Source organism: Streptomyces sp. DvalAA-43 (assembly GCF_900091725.1).
In the GTDB taxonomy this organism is placed as follows: Bacteria; Actinomycetota; Actinomycetes; order Streptomycetales; family Streptomycetaceae; genus Streptomyces; species Streptomyces pulveraceus.
The window spans coordinates 391618-415013 of sequence record NZ_FMBW01000030.1 but is presented as its reverse complement, the minus strand read 5'-3'; the positions used below and the strand labels follow the sequence as shown (position 1 = coordinate 415013).

The 23396-nt window shown below is 71.0% G+C and carries 21 protein-coding genes; 8 read left to right on the top strand and 13 right to left on the bottom strand.

What is annotated here, in order from left to right; all coding sequences use genetic code 11:
- Window positions 1-66: 66 nt before the first annotated feature.
- The 3 genes from GA0115234_RS07895 to GA0115234_RS07885 all read right to left on the bottom strand — a co-directional run bounded on the left by GA0115234_RS07895 (window position 67) and on the right by GA0115234_RS07885 (window position 3571).
- Window positions 67-1254: a DUF5667 domain-containing protein gene (locus tag GA0115234_RS07895; RefSeq protein ID WP_093540121.1), complete on the bottom strand. Its 1188-nt coding sequence runs from the start codon at window positions 1252-1254 to the stop codon at window positions 67-69.
- Window positions 1255-1479: 225 nt separating this feature from the next.
- Window positions 1480-2256 carry an ECF subfamily RNA polymerase sigma factor, BldN family gene (locus GA0115234_RS07890; RefSeq protein WP_093540120.1) on the bottom strand — a complete coding sequence of 259 codons (777 nt, stop codon included), beginning with the start codon at window positions 2254-2256 and terminating at the stop codon, window positions 1480-1482.
- 346 nt (window positions 2257-2602) lie between these two features.
- Complete coding sequence (locus GA0115234_RS07885; RefSeq protein WP_093540119.1) at window positions 2603-3571, bottom strand: HAD family hydrolase; 969 nt, start codon at window positions 3569-3571, stop codon at window positions 2603-2605.
- Window positions 3572-3718: 147 nt separating this feature from the next.
- On the opposite strand from GA0115234_RS07885, the gene GA0115234_RS07880 reads away from it, so the two are divergent.
- From GA0115234_RS07880 to GA0115234_RS07850, 7 genes are all read left to right on the top strand, one after another.
- Window positions 3719-3994: a glutaredoxin family protein gene (locus GA0115234_RS07880; RefSeq protein WP_093540118.1), complete on the top strand. Its 276-nt coding sequence runs from the start codon at window positions 3719-3721 to the stop codon at window positions 3992-3994.
- Between the two features lie 272 nt (window positions 3995-4266).
- The gene (locus GA0115234_RS07875; protein ID WP_093540117.1) at window positions 4267-5034 is read left to right on the top strand and encodes a redox-sensing transcriptional repressor Rex; all 768 of its coding nucleotides are present in this window, start codon (window positions 4267-4269) and stop codon (window positions 5032-5034) included.
- Entirely contained in the window at window positions 5031-6524 is a 1494-nt protein-coding gene (locus GA0115234_RS07870) for a glutamyl-tRNA reductase (protein ID WP_093540116.1), read from the top strand. Before GA0115234_RS07875 ends, GA0115234_RS07870 begins: the two co-directional genes overlap by 4 nt.
- A complete protein-coding gene (gene hemC, locus GA0115234_RS07865) occupies window positions 6521-7507 on the top strand; it encodes a hydroxymethylbilane synthase (RefSeq protein ID WP_093540115.1) in 987 nt (328 codons plus the stop codon). The genes GA0115234_RS07870 and hemC overlap by 4 nt, the downstream gene beginning before the upstream one ends.
- Window positions 7504-9174, top strand: coding sequence for a uroporphyrinogen-III synthase (locus tag GA0115234_RS07860; protein WP_093540114.1), 1671 nt, complete (start codon window positions 7504-7506; stop codon window positions 9172-9174). Before hemC ends, GA0115234_RS07860 begins: the two co-directional genes overlap by 4 nt.
- A gap of 175 nt (window positions 9175-9349) precedes the next feature.
- Entirely contained in the window at window positions 9350-10354 is a 1005-nt protein-coding gene (hemB, locus tag GA0115234_RS07855; RefSeq protein ID WP_176729100.1) for a porphobilinogen synthase, read from the top strand.
- Between the two features lie 99 nt (window positions 10355-10453).
- A complete protein-coding gene (locus GA0115234_RS07850) occupies window positions 10454-10996 on the top strand; it encodes a hypothetical protein (protein WP_202553492.1) in 543 nt (180 codons plus the stop codon).
- A 100-nt stretch (window positions 10997-11096) separates the two neighbouring features.
- Here GA0115234_RS07850 and GA0115234_RS07845 read toward each other — a convergent pair whose 3' ends face one another.
- The 9 genes from GA0115234_RS07845 to GA0115234_RS07805 form a co-directional block, all read right to left on the bottom strand.
- Window positions 11097-12377, bottom strand: a complete 1281-nt coding sequence (locus GA0115234_RS07845) for a choice-of-anchor A family protein (protein WP_093540111.1) — start codon at window positions 12375-12377, stop codon at window positions 11097-11099.
- 162 nt (window positions 12378-12539) lie between these two features.
- Window positions 12540-14402, bottom strand: coding sequence for a transglycosylase domain-containing protein (locus GA0115234_RS07840; RefSeq protein WP_256088665.1), 1863 nt, complete (start codon window positions 14400-14402; stop codon window positions 12540-12542).
- Between the two features lie 334 nt (window positions 14403-14736).
- Window positions 14737-15168: a hypothetical protein gene (locus GA0115234_RS07835; RefSeq protein ID WP_093540109.1), complete on the bottom strand. Its 432-nt coding sequence runs from the start codon at window positions 15166-15168 to the stop codon at window positions 14737-14739.
- 58 nt (window positions 15169-15226) lie between these two features.
- Complete coding sequence (locus GA0115234_RS07830; RefSeq protein WP_093540108.1) at window positions 15227-16018, bottom strand: DUF4253 domain-containing protein; 792 nt, start codon at window positions 16016-16018, stop codon at window positions 15227-15229.
- Between the two features lie 51 nt (window positions 16019-16069).
- Window positions 16070-16732 carry a maltokinase N-terminal cap-like domain-containing protein gene (locus tag GA0115234_RS07825; RefSeq protein WP_093540107.1) on the bottom strand — a complete coding sequence of 221 codons (663 nt, stop codon included), beginning with the start codon at window positions 16730-16732 and terminating at the stop codon, window positions 16070-16072.
- Between the two features lie 24 nt (window positions 16733-16756).
- Window positions 16757-17068: a DUF397 domain-containing protein gene (locus tag GA0115234_RS07820; RefSeq protein WP_093540106.1), complete on the bottom strand. Its 312-nt coding sequence runs from the start codon at window positions 17066-17068 to the stop codon at window positions 16757-16759.
- Complete coding sequence (locus GA0115234_RS07815) at window positions 17065-17850, bottom strand: helix-turn-helix domain-containing protein (RefSeq protein ID WP_093540171.1); 786 nt, start codon at window positions 17848-17850, stop codon at window positions 17065-17067. The genes GA0115234_RS07820 and GA0115234_RS07815 overlap by 4 nt, the downstream gene beginning before the upstream one ends.
- 399 nt (window positions 17851-18249) lie before the next feature.
- Window positions 18250-18888, bottom strand: coding sequence for a LysE family translocator (locus GA0115234_RS07810; RefSeq protein ID WP_093540105.1), 639 nt, complete (start codon window positions 18886-18888; stop codon window positions 18250-18252).
- Window positions 18889-19017: 129 nt separating this feature from the next.
- Window positions 19018-19749 carry a DUF4232 domain-containing protein gene (locus GA0115234_RS07805; RefSeq protein ID WP_093540104.1) on the bottom strand — a complete coding sequence of 244 codons (732 nt, stop codon included), beginning with the start codon at window positions 19747-19749 and terminating at the stop codon, window positions 19018-19020.
- A gap of 313 nt (window positions 19750-20062) precedes the next feature.
- Between GA0115234_RS07805 and GA0115234_RS07800 the strand changes: the two genes are divergently transcribed.
- Complete coding sequence (locus GA0115234_RS07800; RefSeq protein WP_093540103.1) at window positions 20063-21454, top strand: helix-turn-helix domain-containing protein; 1392 nt, start codon at window positions 20063-20065, stop codon at window positions 21452-21454.
- A gap of 83 nt (window positions 21455-21537) precedes the next feature.
- On the opposite strand, the gene argS is transcribed toward GA0115234_RS07800, so the two are convergent.
- A complete protein-coding gene (gene argS / locus GA0115234_RS07795; RefSeq protein ID WP_093540102.1) occupies window positions 21538-23310 on the bottom strand; it encodes an arginine--tRNA ligase in 1773 nt (590 codons plus the stop codon).
- Between the last annotated feature and the right edge of the window lie 86 nt (window positions 23311-23396).

Below are 23396 nucleotides of genomic sequence, written 5' to 3'. Positions count from 1 at the left end.
GCGTGCGGTACGCGGATGGGGGGGCGGGCTCGCCATGAGCCCGCCCCCCACCCGTACGAGGTGGCGCTAGTCGTTCAGGTCCTCGCCGTTGATTCCCAGGCCCGGGAGGAGGCCGGGGAGGAGCGGTGGGAGGGTGACGTCCGGGTCGGGCGGGGTGGTGGCCCGGCCGTCGGCGGACGGGTCGGTGCCCGGGGGCGGGGTGCCGAGGAGGCCGCCCGTGCCGCCGCCGATCAGGCCGTCGGCCGGGGTGCTGTCCGGTCCCGACGGGTGGGGCGAGGCGCTGTCGCCCGTACGGCTGTGCGGGGCCTGCGGTGAGGCGGGGGCCGCGGGTGCCTTGCGGGACGGCTCGGTGCCCCGTCGCGCGGTGTCCGACTGCTGGGCGCCGCCGCTGCCGGGGGTGCGGGGGAACAGCGACTGAAGGGGCTGTACCTCTTCGTCTATGGCGTCGAAGACCGAGCTGACCTGGTTGCCGATGTCCGTCAGCTGGACGGGCAGCCGGTCGCGGAGGCTGCTCCAGCTCTCGCGGTGCGAGCGGGAGAAGGAGTCCAGGGTCTGGATGGGGCCGATGGCTCCGTTCTGCTGGTAGGCGGAGTGGAGCAGGCGGTGGCCCTCGCTGGCGTCGTGCGTCATGCCGTTGAGCGTGCGCCTGACCTCGCCGAGCTGCTCGTGGTCCAGGGCGCCGGAGCGGGCGCGCTCCATCAGCCGGCGGGCCTCGCTGAGCCGGGTGGACGCCTGGTCGAGGTAGGCCTCGCCGCGGTCGGCGTCGCCGCTGGCCATGCCGAGGTGGATGTCCTCCATGCCGCGCTTGAGCCCGTACAGCGAATCACCCGGGAGGGCGTCGGAACTGGCAGCGGCCACTCCGCCGAAGGCGCCCGCCGCCACACCGACGGTGAGCCCGCCGGCCGCGAGGCCCTTCGTCCAGCGTGAACGCGGACGCAATTTCCGGAGCGGGGAGGCCCGGTGGGCTCCCTTGGTGCGCTGTTCGGGCACCGTAGGGCCCGCGGACGCGCCTCCCTCGGTGAGCATGGCCTCCATGGCGGCGACGAGCTGGGCTCGCTGCACCACTTTGACCTCGGGATCCAACTCCGGCCGCGGTAGCTCGCCGAGGCCGTTCGCCAGGGCCAACAGCGATCCGTGGTCGGCCGGTTCGGCCGGGTCCTCGGGCTGTTCGGCCGCCGAACCGCGGAGCGACTGCTCCTCCAGGGCCTGGGCGAAGGCGTTCGCCCGCCGGTGTGCCGAGACGTTTGCGATCACTGGCGGCACCTCCTCTCGTCATGACGGTCGACTCCCCTGGGGGTCCGGAAGGTTGCACACCTTGAGCGCTTCCACACGAATGAGTGAGTGTCGGCGGACATGGGGTGACGACAGGGGGCCTGCAACCGGCACAACGAGGGGCGCGGCACTTGGGTTACGCACGAAGGATGATCGGACCAGTGCGTGAGCGACGTGTCGCCGAGAGTGATTCGGCCGGGGGTGGGGTCAGCGGGCATCGTCCGGGAGGAGCCGGGCCAGCGTGCGGACGGCTCGGTACTGAAGGGTCTTGATCGCGCCCTCGTTCTTGCCCATGACCCGGGCGGTCTCGGCGACCGAGAGACCTTGCAGGAAGCGCAGGGTCACGCACTCCTGCTGCTGGGGGTTGAGCCGTCGCACGGCCTGTAGGAGCGCGGCGTTGGAGAGGGACTCCAGGACGGAGTCCTCGGGGCTGCGTTCGACTTCGTTGGCGTCGAGCATTTCGCCGGTGGTCACTTCCAGCCGGAAGCGGCTGGACTTGAAGTGGTCGGCGACCAGGTTGCGGGCGATGGTGACCAGCCAGGCGCCGAAGTCGCGGCCCTGCCAGGTGAAGGTGGAGATGCGGCGCAGGGCGCGCAGGAAGGTCTCGCTCGTGAGATCCTCCGCCGTGGCCTTGCCGCCGACGCGGTAGTAGATGTAGCGGTAGACGGTGTCGCTGTACTGGTCGTAGAGGCGGCCGAAGGCGTCGGCCTCGCCGGCCTGTGCGCGCTCGACGAGATCCATCATGCGCGCGCTGTCGCTGTCGGCGGTGGGCCGACGAACGGTGGACGTGGTCGTTGAGCCGCGGTTGCTGCGTCTTCCGACCGCCGCACTGCGTTCGGCCAGGGCGTAGCAGGGGCCGGCAGGTGCAGGGGTGGCAAATGCGGGTACGGCGTACGCGGTGGGGACGAAGCCGCGCAAGCGGTCGGCGACCGATGCGCGCAGCGTAGCCAGGCCCGAGGCGTCAACCCCGACGTGTGGGTACACGGGACTCCCAGAGGCAGAGCTTCCATCACGTGCAGTGCGAAACCGTCACTCGTCGTAGTGAGTGGTGGGTTCCGGAATGCGTCTGAGGAGAATAACGCTTCGTACAGGCAGTGCTACACCCAGTTGCTCAAATCATCGATTACGTCGCTTCTGTAGCGACTAAACGACACTTCAAGTAGCACATCGTGACCACTTATTGATCGAATTACTTTGTGATCTGTCTGCCGGGGCGACGGGTTGTGGCCGTGTGCGAGCGGGACGACTGGCCGGAGGGGCCGGTGGGTAAGGGGTTCCGATCGGCCGCGCGGGTCCGGGCGTGGCCCGCCGGGACCCGCGCGGGGCGGCGTCAGCGCCGGCGGCGGTGCAGGGCGACGGCGGCCGCGGTGCCGCCCGCGATCGCGCCCACGCCGGCCGCGGCCGGGATGCCGACCCTGGCCGCCTTGCGGCCCGTCCGGTAGTCCCGCAGCCGCCAGTCGAGCGCGCGGGCGTGCTTGCGGAGCTTGGCGTCGGGGTTGATCGCGTACGGGTGTCCGACCAGGGACAGCATCGGGATGTCGTTGTGCGAATCGCTGTACGCCGCGCAGCGGTCAAGGTCCAGGCCCTCGGCGGCGGCCAGGGCGCGGACCGCCTCGGCCTTCGCGGGGCCGTGCAGCGGCTCGCCGACCAGGCGGCCGGTGTAGATGCCGCCGACGGATTCGGCGACCGTGCCGAGCGCGCCGGTCAGGCCGAGCCGGCGGGCGATGATCGTGGCGGTCTCCACCGGGGCCGCGGTGACCAGCCAGACGCGCTGTCCGGCGTCGAGGTGGGCCTGGGCGAGGGCGCGGGTGCCGGGCCAGATCCGGTCGGCCATGTACTCGTCGTAGATCTCCTCGCCGATGGACATCAGCTCCGAGACGCGGTGGCCCTTGACGATGGACAGGGCGCTGTCGCGGGCGTCCTGCATGTGCTCCGGGTCCTCGACGCCCGCCAGTCTGAACCAGGCCTGCTGCCAGGCGAACCGGGTCAGCTCGCGGCGCTGGAAGAACTTCCGCTTGTACAGGCCCCGGCCGAAGTGGAAGATCGCCGCGCCCTGCATGACGGTGTTGTCCAGGTCGAAGAAGGCGGCGGCCCGGTCGTCGCCGACCACGGGGAAGGGCGCTTCCTCGGTCTTCGTCTGCACGGCGGTGTCCTGCGCGGCGGTGTCCTGCGCGGTGCCGGGCGACTGATCGTCGGGGAGGGTGGACTTCCGCGCTGCCTCAGCTGCCGCCTCGCCGGCCAGCACACTCCGTGCTGTCGCGGGGCGCCTACGGGGGGTGAGCCATCCAAGAGCGGCCATGCGGTGAGCATAACCAGTCGGTTCGGCCGTTCCCGACCTGCCGGGATGACACGGCGTGAACTCTCGGCTGCCGGTTTGTTGAACGGGTGATTGCGGGCGTACCGGCTCAAGGGCGGAACAGCTTCCCTCCCGGCGCAGAATAAAGGTATGAGTGCCCTGTTTCGACGTACGAAGAAGACGCCCGCGGAACGCGTGGTGACCCTGATCGGGAAGCCCGGATGTCACCTCTGTGACGACGCGAGGCAGGTGGTGCGGGAGGTGTGCGAGGAGACCGGTGCGTCCTGGGAGGAGAAGGACATCTCCCGGGACGAGGAGCTGTACCGGGAGTACTGGGAGCAGATTCCGGTGGTGCTGATCGACGACGAGCAGCACACGTTCTGGCGGGTGGATCCGGCGAGGCTGCGCGGGGCACTGCGGGCGTGAGTGAAAGCCGGTTACCATCGTGGGCGTTTTGAGTGCTCTCGGGGGAGTGGTTGTGAGGAGTGTGTTCCGCTTTGCCCCCTTCGGGCCCGCAACGGGCTGATGCGATCCTTGGTTCCGGGATCGCACGACGAATGTGCGTGACCCCGGTCACTTTGACCGGACAAAACGGACACTATCTTTGTGCACGCGTTCACAAAGACATAGCCTGCATTCGACGGGGCGGTCCTGGGAAATACGGCCGCCTGCAGCCCCGCTCATCCCGCAGGAGCACCGTGGCAACTGGCCGAACTCACCGACCGGCGACCCGTAGCCGAGGAATTCCCGAGGCCACCGTCGCCCGACTTCCGCTGTACCTGCGCGCACTGACCGCGCTCTCCGAGCGCTCGGTACCCACGGTCTCGTCCGAGGAGCTCGCCGCGGCGGCGGGGGTCAACTCCGCCAAGCTCCGCAAGGACTTCAGCTACCTCGGCTCGTACGGGACGCGCGGTGTCGGCTACGACGTCGAGTATCTCGTCTACCAGATCTCCCGCGAACTCGGGCTCACCCAGGACTGGCCGGTCGTGATCGTCGGGATCGGTAACCTCGGCGCCGCGCTCGCCAACTACGGCGGCTTCGCCTCCCGCGGTTTCCGGGTCGCCGCGCTGATCGACGCCGACCCCGCGATGGCCGGAACGCCGGTCGCCGGGATCCCCGTCCAGCACGCCGACGAACTGGAGCGGATCGTCAGCGACAACGGTGTGTCGATCGGTGTCATCTCGACCCCGGCCGGTGCCGCGCAGCAGGTCTGCGACCGGCTCGTCGCCGCGGGCGTCACCTCCATCCTGAACTTCGCGCCGACCGTGCTCTCCGTGCCCGACGGCGTCGACGTCCGCAAGGTCGACCTCTCCATCGAGCTCCAGATCCTCGCCTTCCACGAGCAGCGCAAGGCCGGCGAGGACACCTCCGAGAACGCCCCGGACCCGGCCGCGCCCCCGGTGCGCTCGGCCTCCGCCGGACGGAAGGGACCCGACGGGGACATGCCCGCCGTGATGCCCGCATGAGTCTTCTCGTCGTAGGGCTGAGCCACCGCAGCGCCCCGGTCTCCGTGCTGGAGCGGGCCTCGCTGGCCGCCGACACCCAGGCCAAGCTGCTCCAGGACACCCTCGCCGCGGAGCCCGCGGTCGAGGCCGCCGTGCTGGCCACCTGCAACCGCATCGAGCTGTACGCCGACGTGGACAAGTTCCACGCGGGCGTCGCCGAGCTGTCCACGCTCCTCGCCCAGCACAGCGGTGTCGGGCTGGACGAGCTCACTCCGTATCTCTATGTGCACTACGAGGACCGGGCCGTCCACCACCTCTTCTCGGTGGCGTGCGGGCTGGACTCGATGGTCGTCGGCGAGGGCCAGATCCTCGGCCAGATCAAGGACGCGCTGGCGCTGGGGCAGGAGCTCCACACCGCGGGCCGGCTGCTGAACGACCTCTTCCAGCAGGCCCTGCGGGTCGGCAAGCGGGCCCACAGCGAGACCGGGATCGACCGGGCCGGGCAGTCGCTCGTCACCTTCGGCCTGGAACAGCTCGCGGCCGGTGCGGACGTCGCCGACTGGGCACGCGGCAAGCGCGCCCTGGTGATCGGCGCGGGCTCGATGTCCTCGCTCGCCGCCGCCACCCTGGCCCGCACCGGTGTCGCCGAGATCGTCGTCGCCAACCGGACCCGGGCCCGCGCCGACCGGCTCGTCGAGATCCTGGCCCAGCCCGGAGGTACGGGCGTGGCCGCCCGCGCCGTGGAGATGGCCGCGGTCCGCGACGAACTGACACGTGCCGACGTCGTCGTCTCGTGCACCGGCGCGACCGGTCTGGTGCTGACCGCCGAGGCCGTCGCCGAGGCGCTCGGCCTGACCGTCGACGACGCCGTCGAGACGCCCGCCGCGCCCGCGCCGCCCGCCCCCGCCGACGTCGACCGGCACGCCGCCTGGGTGGAGAACGGCAGCACCGGCACGGTCCGCCAAGCCGTCCGCCGGGCCACCGTGCCCGCGCAAAGCAGCGGCCCCGTGCGCCTGGCCCTGCTCGACCTCGCCATGCCGCGCGACATCGACGGCGGGACGGCCCGCCTCGACGGTGTGCGCCTCGTCGACATCGAGTCGCTCGCGGAGGCGTCGGCGGACGCCCCGATGGCCGCCGATGTGGACCAGGTGCGCACCATCGTCTCCGACGAGGTCGCCGCCTTCGGCGCCGCCCAGCGCGCCGCCCACATCACCCCGACCGTCGTCGCGCTGCGCACGATGGCCGCCGGCGTGGTCGCGGGCGAGATCGCGCGGCTCGACGGACGCCTCCCCGACCTGGACGAGAAGCAGCGCGCCGAGATCTCGCAGACCGTGCGCCGCGTCGTCGACAAGCTCCTGCACGCGCCCACCGTGCGGGTCAAGCAGCTCGCCAGCGAGCCCGGCGGCGCCGGGTACGCCGATGCGCTGCGGGAACTCTTCGACCTCGACCCGCAGACGGTGGCCGCCGTCTCCCGGGCAGACCTGAACGACCCGAATAGAGGGCGGTCATGACCGACAACTCACCCCTGGGCGCGGGCGCCGACAAGCCGCTGAGGCTGGGCACCCGGCGCAGCAAGCTCGCCATGGCGCAGTCCGGCCTCATCGCCGACGCGGTCAGCGAGGTGACCGGGCGCGCCGTCGAGCTCGTCGAGATCACCACGTACGGCGACACCTCGCGGGAGCACCTCGCGCAGATCGGCGGCACCGGTGTGTTCGTCGCGGCGCTGCGCGACGCGCTGCTGCGCGGCGAGGTGGACTTCGCCGTCCACTCGCTCAAGGACCTGCCGACCGCGCAGCCCGAGGGCCTCGTGCTGGCCGCGGTGCCGGTGCGCGAGGACCCGCGCGACGTACTGGTGGCGCGGGACGGGCTGACCTTCGGGCAGCTGCCGTCCGGTGCCCGCATCGGTACCGGCTCGCCGCGCCGCATGGCGCAGCTCAACGCGTACGCCCGCAGTCACGGCCTCGACATCGAGACCGTGCCGATCCGGGGGAACGTCGATACGCGTATCGGATTTGTCCGAAGCGGTGAGCTGGACGCGGTGGTACTCGCCGCGGCCGGGCTCAGCCGTCTCGGCCGGAGCGGTGAGGTGACCGACTTCCTGTCGGTCGACACCGTCCTGCCCGCTCCCGGCCAGGGAGCACTGGCGATCGAGTGCGCTGCGAGCAGCGCCGACCTCGCCGCCGCGCTCGCGGAGCTCGACGACCCGGTCACCCGGGCCGCCGTGACCGCCGAACGTGCCCTGCTCGCCGCCCTGGAGGCCGGTTGCTCCGCACCTGTGGGTGCGCTGGCCGACCTCTTGGTCGACGGACAGGTTGTCAACGAACTGCGCCTGCGCGGTGTCGTCGGTACCACCGACGGTTCCTCGCTGGTGCAGCTGTCCACCACCGGTCCCGTTCCCACGTCGCAGGACGACGCGGCGGCCCTCGGTCGCGAGCTCGCGTCCGAGATGCTCGCCAAGGGTGCGGCCGGTCTTATGGGGGAGCGAGCACTTTGAGCCCCACCGGCCCCGCCGCATCCGACTTTCCGGCCCTGTCCGCACAAGGGCACGTCACCTTCCTCGGCGCCGGTCCCGGCGACCCGGGACTGCTGACTCTGCGCGCCGTCGAGGCGCTTGCGAGCGCGGACGTCCTTGTCGCCGAGCCGGACGTCCTCGGCGTCGTTCGCTGCCATGCGCGGGCAAGCGTAAGCACGCCCGAGCTGACGGTTGTTGACGCGCAGTCAGCAGCCGCCGGTGTTCCCGTTCTCAGGGATGCGGCCAATCTTGTCATGGAGGCAGTGAGGGGCGGCAGGCGGGTCGTCCGTGCCGTCGCGGGCGACCCGGGACTGGACGGTGACGCCGGTGCCGAGATGCTCGCCTGCGCAGCCGCCGGCATTCCCTTCGAGGTCGTGCCGGGCATCGCCAACGTCGTGGGTGTGCCCGCGTACGCCGGTGTGCCGCTGCGTGACGCGCAGGGCGCGGACGTCAGGTTCGTCGACGCGCGTACCGCCTCCGACCGCTGCTGGACCGAGGTCGGTGCCAGCGATGCCACGGCCGTCATCTCGACGACGCTCGACGCGGTGGCCTCGGCCGCCGGGGAGCTGGTCTCGGCGGGCCGCAAGCCCGACACCCCGCTGACCGTGACGGTCGCCGGTACGACGACCCGCCAGCGCACCTGGACGGCGACTCTCGGGACGATCGCCCAGGTCCTGAAGCAGGCGAAGGTGCTGCCGTCGCCGGAGGGGCACCGGCCCGTCATAGCCGTGGTCGGTGAGCGCAGCTCCGCCGCCCAGCGCGACCAGCTCGCGTGGTTCGAGTCCAAGCCGCTGTTCGGCTGGAAGGTGCTCGTTCCGCGTACGAAGGAGCAGGCCGCGTCGCTCTCCGACCAGCTTCGTTCCTACGGCGCGGTGCCGCACGAGGTCCCGACGATCGCCGTCGAGCCGCCCCGTACGCCCCAGCAGATGGAGCGCGCGGTCAAGGGGCTGGTCACGGGCCGTTACGAGTGGATCGCCTTCACCAGCGTCAATGCCGTGAAGGCCGTCCGGGAGAAGTTCGAGGAGTACGGGCTCGACGCCCGTGCCTTCGCGGGGATCAAGGTCGCGGCCGTCGGTGAGCAGACCGCCGCCGCGCTGGTCGACTTCGGTGTGAAGCCGGACCTGGTGCCGTCGGGCGAGCAGTCCGCCGCCGGGCTGCTGGAGGACTGGCCGCCGTACGACCCGGTCTTCGACCCGATCGACCGGGTGTTCCTGCCGCGTGCCGACATCGCCACCGAGACGCTGGTGGCCGGGCTCATCGAGCTGGGCTGGGAGGTCGACGACGTCACCGCGTACCGCACGGTCCGCGCCTCGCCGCCGCCGGCCGACACGCGTGAGGCCATCAAGGGCGGCGGTTTCGACGCGGTGCTCTTCACCTCGTCGTCGACCGTGCGGAACCTGGTCGGCATCGCGGGCAAGCCGCACAACGTGACGGTCATCGCGTGTATCGGCCCGGCGACGGCGAAGACCGCCGAGGAGCACGGACTCCGTGTCGACGTCCTCTCCCCGGAGCCGTCGGTGCACAAGCTGGCCGAGGCGCTGGCCGAGTTCGGCGCGCGGCGCCGGGAGTCGGCGAAGGAGGCCGGTGATCCGGTGACGCGGCCGAGCGAGCGGCGTCCCGGTGCGCGGCGGCGCCGTACGACGACCTGAGCCGCGCGTTCGAGCGTGTTCCGGAGTGTGTGAGGGGCCCGGTTGCTTCGGCAGCCGGGCCTCTGCGCGTTTGCTTCGGCGGCTGGGCCGCTGCCCGTTTCCTGGCCCGTTTCGCGGTCTTTTCCCGGCACAGGTGTCGGTAAGACGGTGATGTGTGCGGGTCTAATCTCGAAGGATGACTGTGTACGGAAACTTCCCCGGCTCCCGCCCCCGGCGGCTGCGGACGACCCCGACGATGCGGCGGATGGTCGCCGAGACACGGCTCGACCCGGCGGATCTGATCCTGCCCGCGTTCGTGCGCGAGGGCATCGACGCCCCGGTCGCCATCTCGGCCATGCCCGGCGTGCAGCAGCACACCCTGGACACCCTGCGGAAGGCCGCCGTCGAGGCGGTGTCGGCCGGGGTCTCCGGGATCATGCTCTTCGGTGTCCCCGAGGAGGAGAAGAAGGACGCCCGGGGCACGGCGGGCACCGACCCGGACGGCATCCTCCAGGCCGGGCTGCGGGCGGTGCGCGCGGAGGTCGGCGACGATCTCGTCATCATGTCGGACCTGTGCCTGGACGAGTACACCGACCACGGCCACTGCGGTGTGCTGACCGAGGACGGCCGGGTCGACAACGACGCGACGCTGGAGCGGTACGCCGAGATGGCCCAGGTCCAGGCCGACGCGGGCGCCCATGTGGTGGGCCCCAGCGGCATGATGGACGGCCAGGTCGGTGTCATCCGCGACGCGCTCGACCAGACGGGCCACGAGGACGTCTCGATCCTCGCCTACACCGTGAAGTACTCCTCGGCGTTCTTCGGGCCGTTCCGCGAGGCGGTCGGCTCCTCGCTCAGGGGCGACCGCAAGACGTACCAGCAGGACCCGGCGAACGCCCGTGAGTCGCTGCGCGAGCTGGCGCTCGACCTGGCGGAGGGCGCCGACATGGTCATGGTCAAGCCGGCCGGGCCGTACCTCGACATCCTCGCGAAGGTCGCCGACGCGACGGACGTGCCGGTCGCCGCATACCAGATCAGTGGGGAGTACTCGATGATCGAGGCGGCCGCGGAGAAGGGCTGGATCGACCGGGAGGCGGCCATCCTGGAGAGCCTGACCGGGATCCGCCGGGCCGGGGCGCAGATGATTCTGACGTACTGGGCGACGGAGGTCGCGCAGCGGCTGCGGCGGTCCCAGGCGTAGGGACGGGTGCGGGGGCGTGCGCGGGGCCCCTGGCCGGTCGGTGTTCGGTGTTGGGTGTGGCGGCGTGCCGCCCTTGGGAGAAATGAGCGAGTCGTGGCCATGGTGGGCCTGTTCTGGATCGCCGAGGGCGACGTGTACGTGGGCGCGAAGCCGTCCGGTTCGGGGCCCGGGGTGCGACTGACGCCCGAGGGCGTGGTGGCCCTGGGCGACGGGCAGTCCGGCCTCTATCTGTGGGAGGACGTACGGGCCCTCACGGTGACGGACCTTCCCGTGAAGTCCTTGAAGCGGCAGGTCGGCGCGGTCAAGGACGTGGCTGTGGGCCTGGTGGTGAACCTGGTTCTGCCCATGGGGCCGGGCCGGGTGGACGAGGCCTCGGCGCTGATGACGGTGCGAGTGGAGTCGTCCGGTGGTACGTACGAGCCGACGGCGTACGTCGCCGCGGCCAACGGCTACCCGCAGACCGAGATCGACCTCTCCCGTGCTCTCCTGGCCCGTCTCACGGAGGGCGCCGCGACGATGTCGACGACGCTGGCCGCGATGTCGGAGTGGGGCCGCGCGTCCGGGGGCACGACGCCTCGGGGCGCGGAGCGGGAGAGGCTGCTGCGGGAGTGGGCGGGGGCGCCCGAGGGCCTGCCCGGCTGAGCGGGCCATCAGGGCCATCAGGGCCAATCGGGCCGTTCGCCGTTGTTCAGGGCCTGTCCGTCCCCGGCCGGGGACGGACAGGCCCTGAACGTTTGGTCGGTCAGGCTCGCTTGGAGCGGCGGCGGGCCACCACGACCAGGCCGGTGCCCGCGGCGAGTACCGCGGCGGTGCCGATGACCAGCGGGATGGTGCCGCTGCTGCCGGTGGAGGCCAGGTCACCGTCCTTGCCGCCGGGCGTCGTGCTCTGCGACGGGGCCGGGGTGGCGGGCGCGGACTCGGACGGGCTGCCGGACGGGGTGCCGCTCGCCGGCGGTGTGCTCGCCGGGGTGGAGGGCGTGCCGGTCACCGGCGGGGTGGTGCCGGGGGTGTTGCCCGGGGTCGGGGTGGTGGGCGGCGGGGTCTTGCCGGGCTCCGGGAGGCAGCCGGTGAAGGGGAAGTGGTGCGTCTCCGCGCCGCCCGAGCCGTGCAGCGAGGCGACCCACACCGAGCCGTTGACCGGGGCGCCGGTGCCCAGCTCCAGGTGGGCCCCGGGGGCCAGCACGCTGCCGGGCCAGGCGGCCTGGCTGCTCTTGGTGACCGTGCGGGCCTCGGGGAAGTTCCACAGCAGGCGGGCGCGGACCTTGCCGTCGGAGGCGCTCTGGAGCTTGTCGTCCAGTACGTAGTCCTGGCCGCCGGAGAGGAAGAAGCCGGTGGTGCCGGCCTTGGCCATGTCGTAGGTCTCGCCGCTGACGTTGACGACCGCGGTGGCGCCCGCGGGGACCCTGAGGTAGATGTCCTTGGCCTGCTCCAGCTGATCGGCCGTCACCTTGAAGACGTTGCGGGTGGTGTTCCCGCCCTCCAGGGTGAGCTTGCTGCCGCTCAGCTCGACTTCGGTGCCGGTGGTCGCCGGTTCCTTCGCCAGGGCGGAGGAGTAGGCCCTGAGCTTGGTGAACTCGGCGTCGAAGTCGATCAGTCCGGCGTTCTGGCCGAAGCTGCCGGAGTGCATTTCGAGGGCGCGGTCGCTGACCTTGCCGCCGACGGCCGCGTTGCCCTTCATCACGGCGGTGACCGAGCTGCCGTTGAGCAGATCGCCCCGGACGACGAGCGAGGCGCGGCCCGGCAGGGCGTCGACCTCCGCGGCCGAGAGTTCGTTGGCGACGCTGAAGCCGCCGCGGAAGTCGGCGTTGCCGCCGACGGCCACGGCGCCTTCCGCGTCGGGGGAGTGGACATCGTCACCGAGGACGAACTCGCCGTACTTTCCGGCGATTCCGAAGGCGTCGGTGGTGCAGCCCGCCGCGTCGGCGCGGGGCGTGGCCTGGGCGGCGGGGACGGCCGTGAGGCCGAGGACGAGGGCTCCGCCGAGCACTGCGGTGGCAGCGGCGGCGGTTGCGGATATGCGCATGGGGCGTGTTTCTCCAGCGGAGGTGCTTGTAAAGGTTCCGTGGCGGATTCGGCCCATACTCTTCACACAATAGGATATTGGTCAAGACCAATGCGCGGAGTGCTGCCCTGTCCGGTTGTCAGTTCTTGGCCCCACGCCGTTGCCGGCCCCTGGCCCGTGGGCCTACTTCCCCAAGGCGTAGGCGTTCCAGATCCGGAGCGGGAAGACGTTGCCGCGCCCCGAGTCGGGTCCGCCCACCCCCTGCATTCCCAGCAGTTGAGGCGTGCCCGGCTTGTTGCGGAACATCGTGACGGCCGTGGTCAGCCCCTTGGCGTGGCCGATGAACCAGGCCGACTTCATCCGGTCGTCCTCGCTGGTCGCGCCCGCCGAGAGGTCGTCGGCAGTCTCGGGCGTGGCGAACTTCCCGTCCTGCCCCAGCCGCGTCCAGGCCAGCATCCCCAGGGTCTTGTTCACATCGTTGGCCACCGAGGCGTCCATCGCACGCTGCGGCTCGGGCTTCCCGAAGCCCTCGACCGTCTCGCCGTCGCGGGTCATCCCGGTCACCGAGTAGGGCTCGGCCCGCATGCCGTCGTTGCTGAAGGCGGTGTACGCGTCCGCCATCCTGACCGCGCTCGGTGTGGACGTGCCGAGGGGGAAGGACTTGTCCAGACGGGCCAGGCTCTCCTCGTGCAGCCCGGCCGACACCGCCAGCTCCTTCACCTTCTTCAGCCCGATGTCCCTGCCGAGCAGCGAGAAGGTGGCGTTGGACGACATGACCAGCGCATCGCGCAGGGGTGTCGGCGCCGAGACCATCGCCGCGCCGGGACCGGCACCCGACAGCGGGGGTGATACCCCGTACGGGCCGTCCTTGATCAGCAGCCCCCCGTTGTCGTAGCCGCTGTTCAGGGTGATGCCGTCGCCGTGCTGAAGGGCCGCGGCCAGCACGAAGGGCTTGAAGGCCGAGCCGACGGGGACGCCCGCGGTGTCGGCGTTGTTGGCGAAGTGGGTGATCGCGTCGGCGCCGCCGTACACCGCGACCACGGCCCCGTCGGGCCGCACGGACGCGGCGCCGACCTCGACGTACTTGTCCTCGCGGCGCTTCTTGGGGTCGAGGTCGCGCTCGCGCACGCTCCGCACGGCCCGTTCCAGCTGCCCCACCCTGGCCTTCTCGAAGGTGGTGTGCACCTGGTAGCCGCCCCGGAAGAGGTCCTTGTCGGTGAGGCCCGACCGCTTCTTGATGTACTTGTTGGCGATGTCGACGAGATAGCCGGTCTGGCCGCCGAGGCTGGTCGGCTTGGCGGCCGGGTTCGGCTCGGGGAACTTCCGGTACGTGGACCGCTCGGCCTTCGTCATCATGCCGGTCTCCACCTGCCGGTCGAGGATCCACGCCCAGCGGTCGACGGCGCGTTGGTGGTTGCCCTTGCCGCCCGCGGGGTCGTACTGCTCCGCTCCCTTGAGCAGGGACGCGAGCAGCGCCGCCTGGCTGGGGTCGAGGTCCTTCGCGGGGATTCCGTAGTACGCGTGCGCCGCCGCCTGGATGCCGTAGGCGCCGCGGCCGAACCAGCTGGTGTTCAGATACCCCTGAAGGATCTCCTTCTTGCCCTGCTTGTTGTTCAGCTTCAGCGAGATGAAGAATTCCTTGAACTTCCGGGTGGCCGACTGCTCCTGGCTGAGGTAGGTGTTCTTCACGTACTGCTGGGTGATGGTGGAGCCGCCCTGGGTCTCACCGCCCGAGACCATGCTCATGGCCGCGCGGGCGATGCCCGTCGCCGATACCCCCGGGTCGGAGTAGAAGGTCTCGTTCTCGGCGGCGATGACCGCGTTCTCCACCGAGCCGGGTATGTCGGCGAGTGTGACGTTCTGCCGGTTGACCGCACCCACGCTCACCAGTTGGCTGCCGTCCGCCCAGTAGTAGACGGTGCCCTGTCTGCCCGCCTCGGCGTTCTCGTCGGGGATGTCGACGGACGCGTACACCGCGGCGAACAGGCCTGCCAGCGCGGCGAGTCCGAGCACGACCCCGCTCAGCACCTGCCGCCACGAAGGCACCCAGCGACGCCACGTACGTTTCCCCCGGCGGGGGTAGTCGATACGGAGCCTGCGATGGCGGGTGGGGCGATCAGGGCCTTTGGGACGCTTGGGGCGGATGGGGCTTCGGACCATGCTCCAGCTCCTCGTTTCACCGTCCCGTACCGGTGGCGCGGGCTTGTGAGAGAAGATGTTCCGGATCGTGATCCGGTTGTCCCCGGGCCCCGTCCGGCACGAGGGGGAACTCGTACCGGACGGCGTTCCCGGAGGAACAGTCCGGCATACCCGACTATGTCGGCCAGTGCTGTGACCGGGCGGGCTCAGGTTTGTCGGCCGGTGCTGTGAGCGGGTGTGCTCAGGCGAGGCCCGCCTCTTCCAGGGCGGACCTCGCGCAGGCCTGGACGAGGGGGTCCTCCCCGGCCCCTGCGGCGGCGATCAGGGCCTCGGTGACCGCCGGGTCGTCCGAGGCGTAGGGGCCGAGCGCCATCGCCGCGTACTGGCGGACGAGATCCTCCTCGGGGTCGTTCAGGGCGGCCAGCAGGGCTCTGCCCGCGCGGTGGCGCAGGCCGGGGTCGGCCGGGGGCCACAGACGCAGGACCGTGGCGCACTCGACGCGGGCGAGGTCGTACTCGCCCGCGTCGGCGAGCACCGAGACGAGGAACGGCTGCGCGGCCGCGTTGCCGTCCAGTTCGGCGATGATCTCGCGCTTCCTGTCACTGTCTGCCGACAGGGCGCGGTACTCGGCGATGAGGCGTTGTGCCGGGTCCGCGTCGTCCGGAGGTGTCATGGCCGGGGGTTCCTTCTGCCCGGCGGGGGGACTGGGGGTCTTTCCGCCGGCCGGTGGTTCAGTCCCACCAGAACGACCAGGTCTCCTGGTTCAGCACGCTCTTCTCGGCGTAGACGTCCAGGTCGTACGGCGGGTTCTGGTCGATGTTGTCCGGGCAGAACGCGAAGTGCTCGGCGGCGACCGCGCGCGCCTCGGCGAGGGTGGTGGGCGGCCGCCCGACCGAGACGGTCAGGGTGTCGAAGCCGAGCATCACCACCCGTATGCCGAAGCGGTCCTCCCAGGAACGGAGCACGGCGGAGAGACGGGCCGTGTCGTCCTCGAAGTTGACCGGCCCCGACCAGCCGATCGCCGCCGGTATGTCGGCGCTGCGCCGGGCCGGGACGAGCGCCATCCGTGCGCCGGGGTACCAGTCGCCCGGCCCGACGTACTCGTCGACGATCTCGGCCGCCAGGTCGTCCGGGGAGCTCTGCCCCTCGGCGGCCGGGACGGGCGCGAGGCCCGGCCAGTCGCCCTCGGCGGCGTCGAGTTCCTCGGGCGCGCAGTCGTGCCAGTACTCGGTGAGCACTTCCTCGGCGTCGTGGTCGCCGGGGTACGTCGTGCTGTCCGGGATCAGGTCCCAGTCGTCGGGCCACTGGTCGTGCCGGCCGCCGTCGATCAGCACGGGGAGCAGCCCGACCGGCCGCCCGGCGGCGCGCAGCGCGGCCCACGTCCCGGGGGACGCGGGCTCGTCGGCGCACCAGAGCAGCGGTTCGTGCCAGGTGCCGTCGATCGTGGCGTCCACCAGTGAGCCGGGCGGGAGTTGGAGCCCTGACGTGGCCAGGGACGGGAGCGGATTCGGGAGCGTCGCCATGACCGGAACTCTAGGCGCGGCCACTGACAACGGCGGTCCGGGGGCGGGGGGTTACGGGTGGGCGTGGACGACGACGAACGCGGTGGGTGCCGTGGTGCCGTCGGGCAGCGGCGCGGGCGCGGTGACATGGCCGAGCGCGCGTCCGTCCGGGTCCTGTCCGGGCCGCAGGACGCGGTTGACGTGCAGGGTCAGCAGGCGTCCGGCGGGTGCCGTCGCCACCAGGATGTCCGTGCCGTCCGGGGTGTCGGTGGCGGTGAAGGAGGCGATCTCCGCCGCGAAACCCGACGCGTCGATCCCGGCGGTGACGGAGGGGTCCGGGGTGTCGCTCGCGCTCTGCATCTGCGGTTCGGCCTCGCCCGCGAGGAGGGCGAACAGCTGGGCGACCAGGACCGGGTCACGCGTGCCGTCGTAGACCCACCGCTGCCCCAGTACCCCGTGCTCGGTCGTCCCGATGAGCGCTTCCTCGGCGCCCGGGAGCGGTGCGCCGCGGTAGCTGAACGGCACCTGGTACGTGACCGGCCGGTCCCCCGAGGTGTCGGTGGCCACCATGAACTCGATGCCCACCTCGCCCTTCGGGTCGTCCAGCCGGAACCCGCCGGTCCTGGCCAGCTCGGGCTGCTGCGCCTTGCCGCGGTACCAGGGCTGTGCGGGCAGCCAGGAGGTGAGGAGTTCCAGCTTGGTGGGTGTCAGGGTGGTGCGGTGGATGACAGCCATGGCGGTGGTATCCCTCCCGTGGGGTCAGACGAGGCGCCGGTCGGCGGCGAAGCCGGCGAAGGCCGTCCAGGTGGTGGGGGCGACGGTGAGGACGGGGCCCTCGGGGTCCTTGGAGTCGCGTACGTGGACGGCGGCGGTGTGCGCGGCGACCTCGACGCAGGCACCGCCCTCGTCGGCGCTGTGGCTCGACTTCTGCCAGTCGTAGCCGACTTCGAGGCACTGGCCGCCCTCGCTGCCGCTGTAGCTCGACTTGCGCCATTCGTAAGCGACTTCGAGGCACTGCCCGCCTTCGTCGCCGCTGTAGCTGGACTTGAACCACTCCAGTGCGGTGCTCATTGCTCTCCCAGCAGACATTTCAGTAGGGCCATCGTCTCTTCGGGACTGAGGGCCTGGGCTCGCAGCATCGCATATTTCTGGGAGAGGATGCTGATCTCGTCGGGGTCGGAGACCAGCAGACTGCCGCGCTGTGTCTCGGAGTAGGCCACGCGCTGGAACTCCGGTGTTTCCAGCAGCGTGAAGGGGCCGTTGAGGCCCGCGTGGGTACGGTGGTTCAGGGGCAGGACCTGGAGGCAGATGCCGGGGAGCGCGGCACATTCCAGCAGGTGCCGCAGCTGTTCCGCGTGCGCCTCGTCATCGGTGAGCTGGAGGCTCAGCACCGGCTCCCAGACGACGAAGCTGATGGTCGGGGGCGACGGCCGGTGCAGGATTTCCCGGCGTTGCAGACGGGATTCCGTCTGCAACGCGACCTCTTCCTCACTGAAGGCCGGAATCCGGTTGCGGAACACCGCCTGCGCGTACCGCTCCGTCTGGAGGAGCCCCGGCATGACCTGGTTGTCGTACCAGGAGAGCGCGAGCGCCTCCAGTTCGAGCTCCAGATACTCGCCCGCCCAGGCCGGGATCAGGTCGACCTCCGGCATCTCCTCGATGGCCGCCGACAACGCGCCCTTGGTGTCGAGTAGTTGGTCGAGTTTCAGGGCCAAGGAAGGCAGCAGAGCGCGTCTGCCCTGCTCGATGGAGGCGATCGTCTCCACTTGATGGCCTGCCAGGTCGGCGAGCTGCTGCTGGGTCAGGCGGGCGGCCATGCGGAAGACCGCGACCAGCCTCCCCACGAGTTTCATGGCCGACGCGTTCTTGCGCTTCTTCTTCATGGGGTGCATACCCGGCGAACTTCCACCCGGGCGCCCGCGTCACGCGTGCCCGACCCGTACAAGAAATCTGTACGGGTCGAGCACGGACGGGGTGCGGGGCGGTGGAGGGGCTGGGTGAGCTGTTCGGGGTCGCCGGGGCTGCCCGCCGCGGTGATCCGGCGCAGGAGGACCGGGACGGCGGGAGGAGATCCGTCGAGGGGGTGCGGGCGGCGTTGCCGCAGGCGCCGGGAGCCGTACTCGCCGCGTACCCGGCAGCCGGATGTGCACGGCGACGAGTCCGCGCGGGCCGCCGCACCTGGCCAGCACGCGTGTCACCAACGTCCCGGGACAACACACCCAGGGCCCTTTCCAGGGGCCCGGCCGGGCGTATCAGTCGCTGAGGGCCAGCCGGATGCCGAAGGCGGCGATGACCGTCCCGGTGATCCGGTCGAGCAGGCGACGGGCCCGGGGCTTGCGCAGCCAGCCGTGCAGTACACGGGCGAAGCCGATGAGGACGGCCGACCAGATCAGGCCGATGAGGATGTGCACCGTGGTGAGCAGGAGGCCCATGGCGAAGTGGCCGGTTCCGGCGGGGATGAACTGGGGCAGGACGGCGACGTAGAAGGCGCCCATCTTCGGGTTGAGGAGGTTGGTGAGTGTGCCCTGCCGCCAGCCGCCGCGTACCGAGTCCGTACCGGCGAGCAGCGCGGGGTCGCCGGTCTCCGGGGCGGGGACTCCCCGGAAGGTGTCCCGGAGCATACGGGCGCCCAGCCAGACCAGATAGGCGGCTCCGGCCCAGCGGAGCGCCGTGTAGGCCAGGTGGGATGCGGTGAGGAGTGCGGTCACGCCGAGGGAGGTGAGCGCGCCCCACAGGAGGGTGCCGGTCTGGATTCCGAGGACGACGCCCCAGGCCCTTCTGCGTCGGCCGAGGGCCGAGGTGCGCAGGATCAGGGCGGTGTCGAGACCGGGAGTGAGGGTGAGAAGTCCTACGACCAGGGCGAAGGACCACAGAGCGGTGCTTATGACCATGGAAGGCCAGCCTACGCCGACCGGTCGCGGGCCGGAATATGGCCTTGCCCACTCGGCCGCCCCGACCCGCAACGGCACCTGGTGGCCAGGCATCACGCGCGGGGCGGGACGACCGGCCGGTGCCGTAGGTCAGTAGGTGAGGGCGTCGGCCATCTCGCTCTGCCAGTAGGTGACGAAGCCGTTGTCGCCCCAGGTGGTGCCCGCGGGGAGCGTCAGTTCGGTGGAGGGGCCCGTGGAACCCTGGTTGCTCTTGCCCGTGAAGTACACCCCGAGGTGCTTGCTCTTGTGCAGCTCCTGTCCGTCGGGCTCACCGGACAGCCCGATGGAGGCGTACGCGGACTGGCCCGGCGCAAGGGTGACCACGGCCTGCGGGATGCTGTCGCGGAGGACCGGGAAGGCGGCCTGGGCGTCGTCGAACCGGAGCGCCGGCGCGTGGTACGCGTAGCAGGGGACGGAGCCGGTGTTGGTCGCCGTGAGCAGCAGGTGGTTGATGGGGCGGCTCACCTTGCTGACGGTGACCTTGGTGTTCGAGCCGGTGCAGGTGACGGGGGACTTGCTCGTGCTGCCGCTTCCGGTGGCGCCGGCGCTGGTCTTCCCGCCCTGGCTGCCGCCGGTGGAGCCCTTGGACGTGGCGGAGGCGTTCTCGACGGGGGCGTTGTCCGTGCCGCTGCTGGACCCCTTGGTGTCCTGGGCGTCCTTCGCGTCCTTGCCCGAGTCGGGGGTGGTGGTGCTGTTCGCCGCCGGGGCCGCCGCGCCCGCCTTGCCGTTGTCCGCGCTGTCGTTGCCGCCGCAGGCGGTGAGCGAGAGGGCGGCCAGGAGGGCGGTGGCGGCGAGGGCGGTGGTGCGGATGTGGTTGCGCATGGTGGTGGTACTCCCCGTGTGAGGTGGTGGTGTCTGCCGGTCAGGTGTGAAGGATCAGGACCATGACGATCGCGGTGGAAACGATCACCACGCCGATGGCCACGGCATCGACGCGGTCGATGCGGAAGTGGAGTCGCACTGCGTTGTCCCGGTGGTCGCTGCGGTGTGTCCATAGATTGCGGGGCGGCGGATTCCGTCCGCAACGCCGAACGGCCCATTGGGGATGCTGGAATGCCTGCGCGTACTGTGACCTGGGCAGATTCCACGTCCCTGGAACGGTGTTCTGGGACGGACCAGGAGGGGGAACGCCGAAGTGGCGACGCCGGAGGCCGGGGAATTCGCGGCTCTGCTGAAGGAACTGAAGGACCGTTCGGGGCGCAGCTACGGAGTTCTCGCCGGAAGACTGCACGTCAGCACGTCGACGCTGCACCGCTACTGCAACGGTGACGCGGTGCCCAATGAGTTCGCCCCGGTGGAACGGCTGGCGCGGTTGTGCGGGGCGAACCCGGACGAGCTGGTGGAGCTGCACCGGCGGTGGATCGTGGCGGACGCGGCCCGGCGGCGCCCGGTCGCTGCGGCGGAGCCGGAGCCGGGGGCGGTACGGGGCGCGGTCTCGGACGGAGCCCCTGATGCGGTTCCGGATACGGAACGTGGCTCCAGCGCGACCACGCCCGAAGCCACGCCCGAAGCCACGCCCGAACCCGGTTCCGAGCCCGAGATCGTGACCGGTGCGGCGAGTCGGTCCCGGCGGTTCCTGCCCTCCGCGCGGGCGCGCGTGCTGCTCGCGGCCGCCGCCGTCGTCGCACTGACCGTGCCCACCTCGATCATCGTCAGTAATCTGTCGAACAAGGACGACGTCGACCTCAGCAACGTCCCCGCCGTGGACGGCCGGGGCCCGGAGGAGGCCGAGTCCGTCCGGCCCCGGATCGACGCGAGCCCCACCGCGTCGCCCGACAAGGGGAAGAAGTCGGGCACGCCGGTCCTGTCCGGTACGGCGGGTGCCTCGTCCCCGGCGTCCGGCCGTGGAACCGCCGCGTCCGGCGGCCACGGCACGGGAGCCGGGCCGGGCGGCGGGCAGCAGAGCGGGGGCGTACCGCTGACCGCCACCATCAGCTCGTACAACTGGGAAGAGCCCTGCGGCAAGCACTACGTGCTGGACCAGAAGCCGAACGACGTGCCTCCGCCGCCCCCGCCGCAGGACACCCGCGGCTGGGCCAGGGCGCTCGGCGGGGTGGACGGCGGCGACATGCTGCTCGAAGTCACCGTGCAGGGGAAGTCGGGGCAGGCCGTCGTGCTGAACGGAATGCATGTGCGGACGCTGTCCCGGAAGGCGCCGCTGGCCTGGTCGGCGTACTCGATGGGGGAGGGCTGCGGAAGCGGCATCACCCCGCAGTCCTTCGACATCGACCTCGACGACGGCCGGCCGACCCTCACCCCGGTGGCGGGTCAGCGGCAGGACGAGCGGGTGCCGCCGAAGAACTTCCCGTTCCGGGTGTCCTCCACCGATGTGGAGGTGTTCGACCTCAACGCCCACGTCGAGGGCCACGACGTCAGCTGGTACCTGGAGCTGGAGTGGAGCAGCGGCGGCCGGGAGGGGACGCTGCGCATCGACGACGGCGGGAAGCCGTTCCGTACCAGCAGCATCAAGGCCCGGCCGGAGTACATGTACCGGTACGACACGGCCCAGTGGGTGACCAAGGAGTAGGAACCAGGGGTCACCGCACCGGGCCGGTGCGTACGGGCGCGCGCTCCGGGCAGGGGCGCCAGGGCGTCAGAGGCGCTCGGGGATCACAGACGCTCGGGGGTCCGGATGCCGAGCAGCTCCATGCCCTGGTGCAGGGTGCGGGCGGTGAGGTCCGAGAGGAAGAGGCGGTTCTCGGCCACATCTCCGGGGACCTCGGGCTTGAGCACCGGGCACTGGTCGTAGAACGTCGTGAAGAGCGACGACAGCTGGTAGAGGTACGAGGCCAGCTTGTGCGGCTCGAACGCGGCGGCGACCTCGGCCACGACCTCGGCGAACTGGTCCAGGTGCAGGGCCAGCGCGCGCTCGGCCGGGGCCAGCTCCAGCTCCGGGTGGGGCCGGGACTTCAGCTCGCCCGCCTTGCGCTTGATGGAGCGGGACCGGGCGTGCGCGTACTGGATGTACACGCTGGTGTCGCCGGTCAGCGACACCATCTGGTCCAGGTCGAACTTGTAGTCGCGGGCCGCCGACGTCGACAGGTCCGCGTACTTCACCGCGCCGATGCCGACCTGCGTGGCGCGCTCGGTGATCTCGTCCTCGGTGAGGTCCTTGGCCTTCTCGCGCACGACGGCGGAGGCCCGGTCGATCGCCTCGTCCAGGAGGTCGGCCAGCCGGACCGTCTCGCCCTCACGGGTCTTGAACGGCTTGCCGTCCTTGCCGAGCACCGTGCCGAAGGCGAGCTGCACGGCCTTGACGTCCTCGTTCAGCCAGCCGGCCCGGCGGGCCGTCTCGAAGACCATCTTGAAGTGCAGGGCCTGCCGGGCGTCCACGACGTACAGCAGGGTGTTCGCCTTGAGGTTCTGCACCCGGTCGCGGATCGCGGAGAGGTCGGTCGCCGCGTAGCCGTAGCCGCCGTTCGACTTCTTGACGATCAGCGGCGTCGGGTTGCCGTCCGGGCCCTTCACGTCGTCGAAGAAGACGCAGAGCGCACCCTCGGAGCGGACGGCGACGCCCGACTCCTCCAGGATGCGGCAGGTCTCCTCCAGCATGTCGTTGTAGCCGGACTCACCGACGATGTCGGCGTCCCGGATCTCCATGTCGAGCTTGTTGAAGACCGAGTAGAAGTAGATCTTCGACTCGTCGACGAAGCGCTGCCACATGGCGAGCGTCTCCTCGTCGCCCGCCTGGAGCGCCACGACGCGGTCCCGGGAGCGGGCCTTGAACTCCTCGTCGGAGTCGAAGAGCGCGCGGGAGGCCTTGTAGAGCCGGTTCAGCGAGGACATGGCGGCCTCGCCGTCCGCCTCGCCGCCGTCGCCCTCGTGGGTCAGCTCGTCCGGGTGCTCGATCAGGTACTGGATGAGCATGCCGAACTGGGTGCCCCAGTCGCCGATGTGGTGCCTGCGGACCACGGACTCGCCCGTGAACTCCAGGATCTGCACCATCGCGTCACCGATCACCGCGGAACGCAGGTGGCCGACGTGCATCTCCTTGGCCACGTTCGGCTGCGCGTAGTCGATGACCGTGGTGCCCGCGGCGCTGTTGTACGGCACACCGAGCCTGCCCTCGTCGTCCGCGGCGCGGGCGGCGAGGGTCTCGATGATCGCCCGGTCGGCGAGCGTGACGTTCAGGAAGCCGGGGCCGGAGACCTCGATCTCCTTGATCAGGCCGCCCGCCGGGAGCGCGGCGGTGACCTGGGAGGCGAGCTCGCGCGGGTTGCCCTTGAGCTTCTTGGCGAGGGCCAGGATGCCGTTGGCCTGGAAGTCGGCCCGGTCGCTTCGTCGCAGCAGCGGGTCCGCGGTGCCGGCATCCGGCAGAGCTGCCGTCAGGGCGTCCGCCAGCTGCTGCTGGAGCGTGGAAGCGAGGGAATTGACCGAGGCCATGGGCTGGCTGCCGTTTCCGTAGGAGTACAAGGGATCACACCCAGTATTCCACGGGGTGCAAAGCCGTTTTCTTCGCGCGGGCCGTA

Coding starts and splice junctions, on each gene's coding strand:
- GA0115234_RS07885 (WP_093540119.1), bottom strand. CDS start 3,571: ATGGCCGCTCTTGGATGGCTCACCCCCCGTAGGCGCCCCGCGACAGCA.
- GA0115234_RS07880 (WP_093540118.1), top strand. CDS start 3,719: ATGAGTGCCCTGTTTCGACGTACGAAGAAGACGCCCGCGGAACGCGTG.
- GA0115234_RS07850 (WP_202553492.1), top strand. CDS start 10,454: ATGGTGGGCCTGTTCTGGATCGCCGAGGGCGACGTGTACGTGGGCGCG.
- GA0115234_RS07810 (WP_093540105.1), bottom strand. CDS start 18,888: ATGGTCATAAGCACCGCTCTGTGGTCCTTCGCCCTGGTCGTAGGACTT.
- hemC (WP_093540115.1), top strand. CDS start 6,521: ATGACCGACAACTCACCCCTGGGCGCGGGCGCCGACAAGCCGCTGAGG.
- GA0115234_RS07845 (WP_093540111.1), bottom strand. CDS start 12,377: ATGCGCATATCCGCAACCGCCGCCGCTGCCACCGCAGTGCTCGGCGGA.
- GA0115234_RS07835 (WP_093540109.1), bottom strand. CDS start 15,168: ATGACACCTCCGGACGACGCGGACCCGGCACAACGCCTCATCGCCGAG.
- argS (WP_093540102.1), bottom strand. CDS start 23,310: ATGGCCTCGGTCAATTCCCTCGCTTCCACGCTCCAGCAGCAGCTGGCG.
- GA0115234_RS07870 (WP_093540116.1), top strand. CDS start 5,031: ATGAGTCTTCTCGTCGTAGGGCTGAGCCACCGCAGCGCCCCGGTCTCC.
- GA0115234_RS07805 (WP_093540104.1), bottom strand. CDS start 19,749: ATGCGCAACCACATCCGCACCACCGCCCTCGCCGCCACCGCCCTCCTG.
- hemB (WP_176729100.1), top strand. CDS start 9,350: ATGACTGTGTACGGAAACTTCCCCGGCTCCCGCCCCCGGCGGCTGCGG.
- GA0115234_RS07830 (WP_093540108.1), bottom strand. CDS start 16,018: ATGGCGACGCTCCCGAATCCGCTCCCGTCCCTGGCCACGTCAGGGCTC.
- GA0115234_RS07825 (WP_093540107.1), bottom strand. CDS start 16,732: ATGGCTGTCATCCACCGCACCACCCTGACACCCACCAAGCTGGAACTC.
- GA0115234_RS07815 (WP_093540171.1), bottom strand. CDS start 17,850: ATGAAACTCGTGGGGAGGCTGGTCGCGGTCTTCCGCATGGCCGCCCGC.
- GA0115234_RS07820 (WP_093540106.1), bottom strand. CDS start 17,068: ATGAGCACCGCACTGGAGTGGTTCAAGTCCAGCTACAGCGGCGACGAA.